Annotated in this window: 8 protein-coding genes and 2 rRNA genes; 3 read left to right on the forward strand and 7 right to left on the reverse strand. The window is 57.5% G+C overall.

Features of this window, described 5'->3' with window-relative positions:
- Positions 1-24: 24 nt before the first annotated feature.
- Positions 25-477, reverse strand: a complete 453-nt coding sequence (gene rimI, locus GHO03_RS01325) for a ribosomal protein S18-alanine N-acetyltransferase (protein ID WP_016781701.1) — start codon at positions 475-477, stop codon at positions 25-27.
- Entirely contained in the window at positions 470-1243 is a 774-nt protein-coding gene (locus GHO03_RS01330) for an energy transducer TonB (RefSeq protein WP_095003212.1), read from the reverse strand. Before GHO03_RS01330 ends, rimI begins: the two co-directional genes overlap by 8 nt.
- A gap of 144 nt (positions 1244-1387) precedes the next feature.
- Between GHO03_RS01330 and mksB the strand changes: the two genes are divergently transcribed.
- The 3 genes from mksB to mksF are packed head-to-tail and all read left to right on the forward strand — an operon-like array spanning position 1388 to position 6139.
- Positions 1388-2665, forward strand: a complete 1278-nt coding sequence (gene mksB / locus GHO03_RS01335) for an Mks condensin complex protein MksB (protein WP_095019681.1) — start codon at positions 1388-1390, stop codon at positions 2663-2665.
- A complete protein-coding gene (gene mksE / locus GHO03_RS01340; RefSeq protein ID WP_095003214.1) occupies positions 2655-3302 on the forward strand; it encodes an Mks condensin complex protein MksE in 648 nt (215 codons plus the stop codon). The genes mksB and mksE overlap by 11 nt, the downstream gene beginning before the upstream one ends.
- Entirely contained in the window at positions 3299-6139 is a 2841-nt protein-coding gene (gene mksF / locus GHO03_RS01345) for an Mks condensin complex protein MksF (RefSeq protein ID WP_095003215.1), read from the forward strand. Before mksE ends, mksF begins: the two co-directional genes overlap by 4 nt.
- A 57-nt stretch (positions 6140-6196) precedes the next feature.
- Here the strand turns inward: mksF and GHO03_RS01350 are convergent, their stop codons facing one another.
- The 5 genes from GHO03_RS01350 to GHO03_RS01370 all read right to left on the reverse strand — a co-directional run.
- A complete protein-coding gene (locus tag GHO03_RS01350) occupies positions 6197-8500 on the reverse strand; it encodes a PqiB family protein (protein ID WP_095003216.1) in 2304 nt (767 codons plus the stop codon).
- Positions 8493-9116: a paraquat-inducible protein A gene (locus GHO03_RS01355; RefSeq protein WP_153398919.1), complete on the reverse strand. Its 624-nt coding sequence runs from the start codon at positions 9114-9116 to the stop codon at positions 8493-8495. Before GHO03_RS01355 ends, GHO03_RS01350 begins: the two co-directional genes overlap by 8 nt.
- Positions 9103-9762 carry a paraquat-inducible protein A gene (locus GHO03_RS01360; protein ID WP_153398923.1) on the reverse strand — a complete coding sequence of 220 codons (660 nt, stop codon included), beginning with the start codon at positions 9760-9762 and terminating at the stop codon, positions 9103-9105. The genes GHO03_RS01355 and GHO03_RS01360 overlap by 14 nt, the downstream gene beginning before the upstream one ends.
- Positions 9763-9951: 189 nt before the next feature.
- Positions 9952-10067, reverse strand: a 5S ribosomal RNA gene (gene rrf / locus GHO03_RS01365).
- Between the two features lie 148 nt (positions 10068-10215).
- Positions 10216-12227 (reverse strand): 23S ribosomal RNA (locus GHO03_RS01370); the annotation flags it as partial.

Raw genomic sequence — 12227 nt, forward strand, 5'->3', positions numbered from 1 at the left:
CTCCCACACAACGACTTTTCGCCATCAGTCGACCAGCGTGCAGGCCATCACCACCGCATCTTCACGCCCACCCACAGCCGGGTAGTAGTCACGGCGACGGCCGATTTCATTGAAGCCATAACGCTCATACAACTTGAACGCCGCGGTATTGCTGTCGCGCAGCTCAAGGAAGCATTCGCGCGCCTCATGCTGATAGGCAATCGACATCAAGTGCTCAAGCAGCTTGAGCCCCAGGCCACGGCCCTGGCTCTCGGGCTTGACGGTGATATTGAGCAGATGGGCCTCGTCGAGGATGATCTGCACCACGCCATGCCCTACCTGCTGCTCACCTTCAAACATCAGCCAGATATGGTACTTGCCCAGGCCGTCGAGAAATATGCCGCGGGTCCAGGGGTGACTGAAAGCGGCGTATTCAATTTTCAATACCGCATCAAGATCCGCCTCGGTCATCGGGCGAAAAGTTACCGCATCACTCATCGTTCTGTTTCCAGCGCGCCATTAGCCGGCGCATGGCTTGCCACACATGCGCTTTGCGTTGTGGCTCATCCATTAAGAGTTCCAGGCCCGGCAACGCCCATGCGCTGCCCAGCCCTTCAATTTGCAGTTCAGTGTTGAACGCCTCGGCATCGGCCTCACCGGCAAAGCGCACCGCAGGCAGCCCGATCAGCCACAAACAGGCACATTCGGCCTCTTCCAGGCGGGCCATAAGAAAGCCCTGCACAAACTCACGCGCAGCCTCGGGCCCTTGATCGACATTGCCACGCCGCAGCAACGGCCAGCGCACCGGCTCGCCAATGATTTGCGGGCTGTCGGGCAAGCCGGCAGCGCGCAACATGTCCTTTAACAATAAATAGGCCGGGTCGCGGCTCTGGAATGCACCGCCTGTGGGTAACTCCACCAGCACCAGGCAACGTCCGGCCCGCAGTAACTGCAGGGCAAAACGCGGCGGTGGCAGTTGCACGACCTTGGCCGGTACAGGTGCCAACTCGGCTTCGACCACCGGTTTGCTGACCGGGCGACTGACCGAAGGTCGGGGCACTTCGATTTTTGGCCGCTCGACAGGTTTGCCCGGTGCAACCGCCGCCTTGACCGCAGGCCTTGTGATCACAGGCTCCGCGGGCGGCTCGGGGAGCACCAGCAGTTCTGGCCGCGAAGGGGCGGCAAACGGCAGTTCAGTGCGCGGCAACCAGCTGACCACTTGCATGGCAGTCAAGAAAGCGCGGCGGCGGGACTCATTCAACAAGGGTCGGCCATCTGTGGATTACTAAAGTGTGGGGATTCTACCGCCCTTCTGCCCTTCCCGCCCGCAGTTGATCTGCCAAGTGATGACTCGACAGCACGTTGCAGTACAATCGCGGCCTTTACTTGCCAATTGACCGGCCCTCCCATGATCGAACCCAAGCGCGTTTTACGTGCCCTCGCCGAGCACTGGGCACTCCTTGAGCCTTTGTGTGAACACTTCGACCAAGGCACCCTGAGCCTGAACGAATTACGCCTGCAACTGGCCGTTCATCAGATGGACAGCACGCCGCAAGACATCACCGCCGTGCTCGATGCCTGGATTCGTCTGGACATTCTGGTGCCGGTCGCCAAAAGCCCGAACCGTTTCGAGCTAAACGCCCAGATTCACGACTTTCTGGCTTATTTGCGCCACGAGCACCGCCTTGGCCTGTGCCTGGAAATCGAAGCCTACCTGCGCCATCTGGAGCGGCTGGCAGGTTATATCCAGGATGCCTTCGACATTCGAGACGGCCATGACCTGGCACGCCAGCTGCGTTTACTCGATATGCGGGTACGCGATGTATTGAAAAAACTCGCCAACGATGAACAGGCGCTGGTGGCCGTAGCCGAACGGGCCAAGACCAGCGACCGGCAAATTCCGTTGCGTCAGCGCTATGCCGAAGTGCTGGCAACCTGGGATGAATACGTCGAACCCATGATTCAGCTGGTCAACGCCGACGGCGCTTTCGAGCAAGGCGTACGCAAGGTCGAAGTGGTGCTACTGCGCATGCTCAGCGAACAGCAACGCCTCGGCCACTTGGTAGACGACGACATGCTGCTGCGCACCCATGCGCGCATCCTTGAGATGCAAACCAGCGCCCAGATGACCCTGCGCCATGCCCGTGAGTTGCTACTGCCGCTGCGTGAAGAAGCCCGCCGGCACAATGCCGTGACCCGTGGTGCCGCGCTGGCACTGGCAGCCATCCGCCGCAAAGGCCTGGACGCAGTGCCGCAAGCAGCCATGCCGATGTTCACCCGCCCGCAAAGCACCTTTTTGGGTAGCGCCAGTCAGGTTGAGGCTTATGTCTATGCCCTGGCCCGCTTCGAAGCCAAACCGGCGAAATTTCCCAAGGCGCATAAGGTCCACCGCGGCGAAACGCCCAAGGCCCCGCGCACGGTCAAGGAAATGCTCGACCGCTGCAGCGATGCGCTACCGATGCCGGACTTGATGTGCTGGCTGCTGGCACAAGAGCCAGACGGCGACACCGATGAGCTGCTGTACTGGTTCTCACGCCTGTCCCGTGAAAAACGCTTCGTGCGCGAACGCCTGGAGCGCCGCGATTACCACACCCACGAACATTTGGTCAGCCTGCGCTCCTTCGCTCTGCTTTCTCACAGCGAAGATGCGACCCAGACTACTGCGAGCTCTCTGCATGCATCTTGATCTTTCTGAACTGTCCCAGCTGGCACCGATTTTTCGTGAGCTGTTCAAGGGTTATCACGTCAGCCGCCGCGACCCGGAGCTGTACGCGCAACTGTCGAACTTCCAGGATCAATACCGCGCCCTGTTTAAAGCCCTGGGCTTTGAACTGGTGTGTGATACCCGCGGCTTCTATTACTTTGTGCCCGACACTGCCACTGCGCAGGTCAACAAGACCGCACAGCGCCTGGCGCTATTCACGTTTATCATCGTCGAGCATCTGGCCGATCAGGGCCGCGATCCGATTGCCGTGCTCGACGGTGGCAGCCTGGGCCGCGACGAATTGCCCGCGCTGCTGGAAAAATACCGCGACCTGTTTGTACAGGCTGAAGTCACCAGCCAGGACGAACTGGAAGAAAAGATCATGCGCCGCATGACCCAGCTCGGTTTTGCCAGTGAAGAACCCGGCATCTATCGCTTTCTGCCACCGATGCACCGTTTTCTCGATGTGTGCCTGTCGGTGCAACAAGACCGCGACCTGGCCGCCAGCCTGCACAGCATCCTGCCTTTGCCCACGCCGGTGCTGGCCGATGACGACAGTGATGACGAGGCCGCATTGGCCCGCGCCATTGCCGACGAACAACAGGAGATGGACGCATGAGCCAGGAACGCTACGGCATTCGCCGCTTTGCCCTGTTGAACACCGCCGGTTACAGCCTGGGGCTGTTCCCGCTGGAACACCCGCTGTCGGTCTACGGGGCGAACAACCTCGGCAAATCGGCATCAATCAACGCCTTGCAGTTCCCGATTCTGGCGCGCATGTCCGACATGAGCTTCGGCAAATACAGCCTTGAGCAGTCGCGACGCTTCTACTTTGCCTCGGACACCAGTTACATCCTGGTCGAAGTGTCCCTGCCCCACGGCCCCCATGTGATCGGTGTTGTCGGTCGCGGCCCGGGGGGCGGCTTCGGTCACCAGTTTTTTGCCTACGCGGGCAAACTGGACCTGGCCCACTACCAGAAAGACGACACCTGCCTGCGCCAGAAAGAGCTGTTCAACAATCTGGAGCGTAATGGCCTCAAAGCCTACGAGCTCAAGCCTGATGAGCTTCGGCGTCTGCTGGTGGGCGGCCATACGTCGATCCCCCTGGACCTGACCCTGATCCCGCTGCGCTCCACCAGCGAGCAGAGCCTGAAGACCTTCCGCGCGCTATTTATCAACCTGCTGCATATGCGCGAAATCACTGCGGCCAAGCTCAAGCAACTGTTCCTCGATGCGTTCGAACACAGCCTGCGTTCGGGCAGCGTTGATTACATTGCAGCGTGCGAAGAAGCTTTCCGTGATGTACGACGCATGGAGCAGGACTACAACGCACTGGTCGGCGCCGGGCCGTTGGTCGAGGCATTGGCCGCAGGTGTACGCCAGCGCGACCTGCTGCGTGGCAAGCTGCACCGCCTGTCACCGCTGCTCGATTCCTTGCTCGGTACCTGGCAGGACTACGCCGGGGCCCGCAAGGAAGAGCTGCTGATCCAGTCCGAGCACTACCGCAACGAACAGGACGCCCTGCAAAACAACCAGCGCAGCAGCACTCAGGAGTTGATGCGTCTTGAGCGGGAAATTTCCGGTATCCAGCGCTGGCTCGGCGAGTTGTCAGTGCTCAAACATCGCTTCGCCCTGGTCGACGACGTAAAGGTGCTTGAGCAGCAATTGCTGAGCGCCAAAGACGCCCACGACGAACTGGCGGGGGCGCTGGCGCAGTCGCGTCAGTTCAGTGCCGAGGATCTGGACGAGCGACTGCGCGATCTGGAAAAGCGCCTCAAGTCGGTCAAGCAGCAGCTCGATCACGCCGACAACAACAGCTATGCCCGCTTGCGCGAAGAGTTTTCGCAGCAGGATGTGGAACGCCTGATGCGCCTGTTCAACAGTGCCCTGTTCAGCCTGCCCCTGGGTGAGCACGGGATTGCGCTGGATGACAGCGATGCCTGGGTCAAATCGCTGGAGCTGATCCTCGATGGCTTTAAAGGCGAGCGTTTTGAAGCCCCGGGCCTGTCCATCGACTTGAGCCATATCGAGCCCCCTGCCCTGCAGGCACTGGCGGACCGCGCGGCTTTGCGCGAGCAGAAAGAGCGTCTGGAAAAAGAGCTCAAGCAACTCAAGACCCAGCAGGCCGTGACCTCTGACCGCGCCGCAAGCAAGAGCGAAGCCGAGTCCCTGTATCAGCAGGTGCTGGATGCGCAAAAGGCGCTGGAAGATTTCCGCCGCAGCCAGACGCTCAGTGCAGAAGAAGGCGAAAAACTCGAGCAACTGGCTCAGGCCGAAGCTGCGCAGGACGAGTTGAAACGCTCCAGCGATGCCTTCACCGAGCGCGTCCAGCAGTTGTCGGCCAAGTTGCAACTGGTCGGTCGCCAGATCGGTGACATGGAAGCCAAACAGCGCACCCTGGATGACAGCTTGCGTCGACGCCAACTGCTGCCCGCCGACTTGCCGTTCGGTACGCCATTTATGGATCCGGTCGACGATTCGATGGACAACCTGCTGCCGTTGCTCAACGACTATCAGGACAGCTGGCAGGGCTTGTTGCGTTGCGACGGCCAGATCGAGGCGCTGTACGCTCAGGTACGCCTCAAGGGTGTGGCCAAGTTCGACAGTGAAGACGATATGGAGCGGCGCCTGCAGTTACTGATCAACGCCTACGCCCACCGCACCGAAGAAGCCCTGACCCTGGGCAAGGCGCGCCGGGCCGCAGTCACCGATATCGCCCGCACGCTGCGCAATATCCGCAGCGACTACGACAGCCTCGAGCATCAACTGGCGCTGTTCAACCGCGAAATCAACAAGCGTCAGGTGTCCAACCTCAAAAGCTTCCGTATCGTGCTGGCCCCCAACAAGGAGGCGCTCAAGCATATCGATCAGATTATCCACAGCGCCGGCCAGTACGAAGAAGGCGAGACACTGTCGGTGTTTGACCTCAGCCAGAGCACCGAACAGGACAACAAGAACGAAGAGGCCAAGGAGTATCTGGCGCGCCTGGTGGCAGCCAACCATAACCAGTTGGGGCTCAAGGACTTGTTCGAGCTGGCGTTCGAGATCACCAAGCTCAATGGCCAGCCGGTGATCCACACGGATATCGATGGCGCGGCGTCCAACGGTACGACCATGACGATCAAGGCGCTGACCAACATGTATTTGTTGCTGCACTTGATGGACCGCGATCAGGCTGGGCGTATTCGCTTGCCGTACTACCTGGACGAAGCTGCCGACATTGACGAGAAAAACCAGACAGCTCTGCTGGAGACCAGTTTACAGCTGGGCTTTGTACCGATTCTGGCCAGTGTGAAGCCGCAGGTCTGCGCCCATGTGGCCATCGACCTGGAAGGCGGCAGCGGCCCTAACGGGATCTATATCGATGAAGACGACTGGAAGTACATTCGTCGCCATGACGAGGTGAAACCTGATGCGTTGACGGCGGTGGAAGAACGCGAACTGGATGAAGTCTGAGACTGAACCCCGTACATAAAAAAACCGCGATCATTGATCGCGGTTTTTTTTTGCAGCTTATTTGCCTAACGGGATCTTCGGTGCCCACTGCAGCCATTCGTCTTCGAACTTGTCAAAGAGCGGGAAGGTTTGCTCTGGGCGAGCCTGGGTGCCCAGCTTGTCGCCGTCCGGTGTGGCGAAGGCAATGCCACCCTGCACCAGGGTTTCCAGGGATTCAGTGCGAATCGTTGCTCCTTTGAACAAACCGAAGTCGACACCAAAACCGCTCGTATTCCAGAAGCGACTACCGCTACGCACCAACGGCGCGTAACGCGGCTCGATCAGGATATGTACCAGCACCCGGTCGGCACTGTTGCCCAACTCATACCCCGTGACTTTACCCACGGTGACTTCACGGTAGGTGACAGGCACGCCCTCCTTGAGCGAACCACGACGGGCAGCGCTCAATACCAGGCTCAATCCGGCCTGGGAAACGGCGGCATCCGGCGCTTGCTCCAGGGCTACAAAACTGGTCTGGCGCCCCAGTTGTTTGCTCGCCGGTTGCACCTCCAGGTACTGGCCGGTGACCAGGGTTTCGAGGTTGGCCGTTTTCATCAAACCAAGCTCCGGCTTGACCACCCAGAATTGGCTGCCAACCCGCGCAATCCGCTCAGGCACTTCGGTGATGCGTGCCTTGAGCAGAACCGATTGCAGGTCCTCGCTCAGGTCAATGCTTTCGATCTTGCCAACATCCAGCCCCTTGAAGCGAATCGGCGTACCCTCGCGCAGGCCATCGGCACGCGGCACCTTGATCGTAACGGCGACTCCCTGCTGCATGGCTGCGTCACGGTCAGTAAACAGACGGAAACGCGGGATACGTTTTTGCAGCGGCGCCTTGGCTTCCGGCGTTTCAAAAGCAATCCCGCCGGCCATCAGACTTTGCAGGGATTCGCTTTTAACCTGGATACCGCCGGTCAAACCGCCGGTCAACGTGATGCCGCTGGCATTCCAGAAACGGGTCGAAGCATTGACCAGATTCTCGTATTCCTTCTCGATATGGACACCGATCACCAACTGCTTTTTGGTGCGGGAGAACTGATAGCTCTGCACCGAACCGACCTTGACCTGCTTGTAGAGGATCGGGCTGCCGACATCCAGCGAGCCCAGGTTCTCGGTAAAGAGCACCATATGCAGGCCCGGTGAGCGCAGATCCAGCGGCGGAGCCTTTGGCCGGGCGACGAATTCGCGTTCGGGGGTGCTGCCCTTGTCACCCGGGCGAATGGCAATGTAGTTGCCTTTTACCAGCGCCTCCAGCCCGGTAATGCCGGCCAGGGAGATGGACGGCTTGACCACCCAGAACTGGGTGCCCTGCACCAGGTAATCTTCTGCCAACGGGTCCAGAGTCAGCTCGGCACTGGCGCTGGTCAGATCAGGGTCCACCTTGAGACCCTTGAGGCTACCGACCTGGATGCCTTTGTACATGACCGGCGTACGACCGGCCTGCAGGCCCTCGAAGTCGCTGAGTTTGACTTTGACCTTGATCCCCGCCTGCGCGGCATCGAAGTCTTCATAAAGACGGAACGGCAGGCTCGAATCGGTGGGCGGGCTGTCTTTGCGGTTCTCTGGAGTGGCGAAGGCAATACCACCGGCCACAATACTGGCCAGAGATTCGCTGCGCAGTTTCACACCCGACAGGTTGGCGTCGATGCTGATACCGCTGGCATTCCAGAAGCGCGTATGTTTGCGCACCAGATTGGCGTAGGTCGGCTCGATAAAGACTTTGATTTCAACAGTGCTTTGGTCTTCGGAAAGCACATAGCTTTTGATCTGCCCTACCTGGATCTGCTTGTAGAACACCGGGCTGCCACGGTTCAACGAACCGAGACGCTCAGCTTTAAGCGTCAGGTGCAGACCTGGTTTGGCATCAGACAAGGGCGGTTCTTGTGACAGCGCCTTGAACTTGCGTGCAGGCTCGCCATCGGCGGGACTGACCGCAATATAGTTGCCGGACACCAGCGTTTCGAGCCCGGTGATACCGGCCAGAGTGACACTGGGTTTGACCAGCCAGAAACGGGTATTGGTTTTCAGGTATTGCTCAACGTCCTTGTCCATTTCGACGGTAGCAATCACCCCTTTGCTGGGGCCAGACTCGTCGAGGGCGAGGGTTTTCACCTTGCCCACGGGCATGCCTTTGTAGACCACCTCGGTCTTGTTGGCGACGATGCCTTCGCCGCTCTCGAAACGCACCTGAATATCGATGCCGGTTTCGCTGTAGGCACGCCACCCCAGCCAGCCACCGATGACCAGGGCAATAAGCGGAAGGATCCAGATCGCCGACCAGTTGGAAGCCGGGCGGGTTTTAGCGGTAGGCAAGTCACTCATGGTCGTCGTCCGACTCCGTGTTGTCCCAAATCAGTCGGGGATCAAAAGTTACAGCTGCAAGCATCGTTAGCACCACCACACTGGCAAATGCCACTGCGCCAAGATTGGCTTCGATGCTGGCTATGCGTCCAAAATTCACCACGGCCACCAAAATGGCAATGACGAAAATATCCAGCATTGACCAACGGCCAATGAACTCGATAAATCGGTACATGATGATACGTTGCCGGGCAGAAAGAGGCTGATGGCGTTGTACCGAAAACAACAGCAAGGCGATGCCGACCAGCTTGAAGGTGGGCACCAGAATACTTGCCACAAACACCACGCCAGCAATCGGGATCATGCCGTGCTGTACCAGCTCGATGACACCCGCCATGATCGTACTCGGCGAGCCCTGGCCCAATGAGTTGACTGTCATGATCGGCAGCAGGTTGGCCGGGATATAGAGAATGGCCGACGTCAGCAGCAATGCCCAGGTGCGCATCAAACTGTCGGGGCGACGCGCGTGAACCAGAGCACCGCAGCGAGTACAGGTTTGCTCGTCGGTTTCGGGGTCTTGCCTGTTCAGTTCGTGGCATTCGCCACAGATCAAGATACCCGCATCAATCGCCCGCATGAGCATCCTCCCCGGATAACGCCTGCCAGATCTGGTGAGGTGACATCACCACTTCCAGCCAGACCTGTACCAGCAACAGGCTGACAAAACAGACCAGGCCCAGGCCAAGACTCAGCTCAGCCAGATCGGACAGTTTTACGATGGCCACCAGCACGCCCATGAAGTACACCTCAAGCATGCCCCAATCACGCAGATGGTGATAAATGCGGTAAATCAGCAAACCGTAGCTGCGCCCGATATTCCAGCGAATGCTCAGCAACACAGCAAGCTGGCAGAGCAACTTGAGCAGCGGGATGCCCATGCTGCACAGGAACACCACCACCGCGATGCCTTGCATGCCGGTGTTGTACAAACCGAGCACACCACTCCAGACCGTGTCTTGCGACGCCTGGCCCAGTAGATTGAGCTGCATGATGGGTAAAAAGTTCGCAGGTATGTAGAGCAGCAAAGCAGCAATCACAAGCGCAAGGCTGCGTTCAACCACCTTGTGCCTATGAGCGTAGAGTTCATAGCCGCAGCGCGGGCATTGGGCTTTCTCACCGAGGGCGAGATGCGGCTTGCGCATCAGTAGATCGCACTCATGACAGGCCACCAACTCGTCCAGCGGTAATTCTGACACCCTGCGGGGGTCAACCGGATCTGGCATATAGGGAGTCTCAGGCTCAGAAAATGACTGGGCCTATTCTAGTGCGCGGGCTACAAAATAACTGTGCCTATTTGCAGGACTTTAGCTGCAGGCGATCTGAAGAACGATACGCTCAGGCGGGTCATAACTTTTTTCGCCACAAAAACAAAATCCCCGTCTGCGTGAGCAGACAGGGATTTTGGAATTTAATCTTGACGATGACCTACTCTCACATGGGGAAACCCCACACTACCATCGGCGATGCATCGTTTCACTACTGAGTTCGGGATGGGATCAGGTGGTTCCAATGCTCTATGGTCGTCAAGAAATTCGGTAGCCAGGTCGTTTACCTTTCGGTTCACGCTCCAGCGAATGGGTATGTAATAGATGTGGTGTTTTGTGAACCGCAAACTTTCGGTTTGTATCGTCTTCACACACCGCAATTCGCTTCTAAGCAAATTGCTTGGGTGTTATATGGTCAAGCCTCACGGGCAATTAGTATTGGTTAGCTCAACGCCTCACAGCGCTTACACACCCAACCTATCAACGTCGTAGTCTTCGACGGCCCTTTAGGGAACTCAAGGTTCCAGTGAGATCTCATCTTGAGGCAAGTTTCCCGCTTAGATGCTTTCAGCGGTTATCTTTCCCGAACATAGCTACCCGGCAATGCCACTGGCGTGACAACCGGAACACCAGAGGTTCGTCCACTCCGGTCCTCTCGTACTAGGAGCAGCCCCTCTCAAATCTCAAACGTCCACGGCAGATAGGGACCGAACTGTCTCACGACGTTCTAAACCCAGCTCGCGTACCACTTTAAATGGCGAACAGCCATACCCTTGGGACCGGCTTCAGCCCCAGGATGTGATGAGCCGACATCGAGGTGCCAAACACCGCCGTCGATATGAACTCTTGGGCGGTATCAGCCTGTTATCCCCGGAGTACCTTTTATCCGTTGAGCGATGGCCCTTCCATACAGAACCACCGGATCACTAAGACCTACTTTCGTACCTGCTCGACGTGTCTGTCTCGCAGTCAAGCGCGCTTTTGCCTTTATACTCTACGACCGATTTCCGACCGGTCTGAGCGCACCTTCGTACTCCTCCGTTACTCTTTAGGAGGAGACCGCCCCAGTCAAACTACCCACCATACACTGTCCTCGATCCGGATAACGGACCTGAGTTAGAACCTCAAAGTTGCCAGGGTGGTATTTCAAGGTTGGCTCCACGCAAACTGGCGTTCACGCTTCAAAGCCTCCCACCTATCCTACACAAGCAAATTCAAAGTCCAGTGCAAAGCTATAGTAAAGGTTCACGGGGTCTTTCCGTCTAGCCGCGGATACACTGCATCTTCACAGCGATTTCAATTTCACTGAGTCTCGGGTGGAGACAGCGCCGCCATCGTTACGCCATTCGTGCAGGTCGGAACTTACCCGACAAGGAATTTCGCTACCTTAGGACCGTTATAGTTACGGCCGCCGTTTACCGGGGCTTCGATCAAGAGCTTCGCGTTAGCTAACCCCATCAATTAACCTTCCGGCACCGGGCAGGCGTCACACCCTATACGTCCACTTTCGTGTTTGCAGAGTGCTGTGTTTTTAATAAACAGTCGCAGCGGCCTGGTATCTTCGACCGACAGGGGCTTACGCAGTAAATGCTTCACCTCCATCGGCGCACCTTCTCCCGAAGTTACGGTGCCATTTTGCCTAGTTCCTTCACCCGAGTTCTCTCAAGCGCCTTGGTATTCTCTACCCAACCACCTGTGTCGGTTTGGGGTACGGTTCCTGGTTACCTGAAGCTTAGAAGCTTTTCTTGGAAGCATGGCATCAACCACTTCGTGTTCTAAAAGAACACTCGTCATCAGCTCTCGGCCTTAGAATCCCGGATTTACCTAAGATTCCAGCCTACCACCTTAAACTTGGACAACCAACGCCAAGCTGGCCTAGCCTTCTCCGTCCCTCCATCGCAATAACCAGAAGTACAGGAATATTAACCTGTTTTCCATCGACTACGCTTTTCAGCCTCGCCTTAGGGACCGACTAACCCTGCGTCGATTAACGTTGCGCAGGAAACCTTGGTCTTTCGGCGTGGGTGTTTTTCACACCCATTATCGTTACTCATGTCAGCATTCGCACTTCTGATACCTCCAGCAAGCTTCTCAACTCACCTTCACAGGCTTACAGAACGCTCCTCTACCGCATCATCCTAAGATGATACCCGTAGCTTCGGTGTATGGTTTGAGCCCCGTTAAATCTTCCGCGCAGGCCGACTCGACTAGTGAGCTATTACGCTTTCTTTAAAGGGTGGCTGCTTCTAAGCCAACCTCCTAGCTGTCTAAGCCTTCCCACATCGTTTCCCACTTAACCATAACTTTGGGACCTTAGCTGACGGTCTGGGTTGTTTCCCTTTTCACGACGGACGTTAGCACCCGCCGTGTGTCTCCCATGCTCGGCACTTGTAGGTATTCGGAGTTTGCATCGGTTTGGTAAG

Source organism: Pseudomonas sp. FSL R10-1339, from assembly GCF_009600545.1.
In the GTDB taxonomy this organism is placed as follows: Bacteria; Pseudomonadota; Gammaproteobacteria; order Pseudomonadales; family Pseudomonadaceae; genus Aquipseudomonas; species Aquipseudomonas bubulae.

Bases quoted from the DNA above. Each gene is read 5' to 3' on its own strand.
- GHO03_RS01355 (WP_153398919.1), bottom strand. From the start codon at position 9,116: ATGCGGGCGATTGATGCGGGTATCTTGATCTGTGGCGAATGCCACGAA.
- rimI (WP_016781701.1), bottom strand. From the start codon at position 477: ATGAGTGATGCGGTAACTTTTCGCCCGATGACCGAGGCGGATCTTGAT.
- mksF (WP_095003215.1), top strand. From the start codon at position 3,299: ATGAGCCAGGAACGCTACGGCATTCGCCGCTTTGCCCTGTTGAACACC.
- mksB (WP_095019681.1), top strand. From the start codon at position 1,388: ATGATCGAACCCAAGCGCGTTTTACGTGCCCTCGCCGAGCACTGGGCA.
- GHO03_RS01360 (WP_153398923.1), bottom strand. From the start codon at position 9,762: ATGCCAGATCCGGTTGACCCCCGCAGGGTGTCAGAATTACCGCTGGAC.
- GHO03_RS01350 (WP_095003216.1), bottom strand. From the start codon at position 8,500: ATGAGTGACTTGCCTACCGCTAAAACCCGCCCGGCTTCCAACTGGTCG.
- mksE (WP_095003214.1), top strand. From the start codon at position 2,655: ATGCATCTTGATCTTTCTGAACTGTCCCAGCTGGCACCGATTTTTCGT.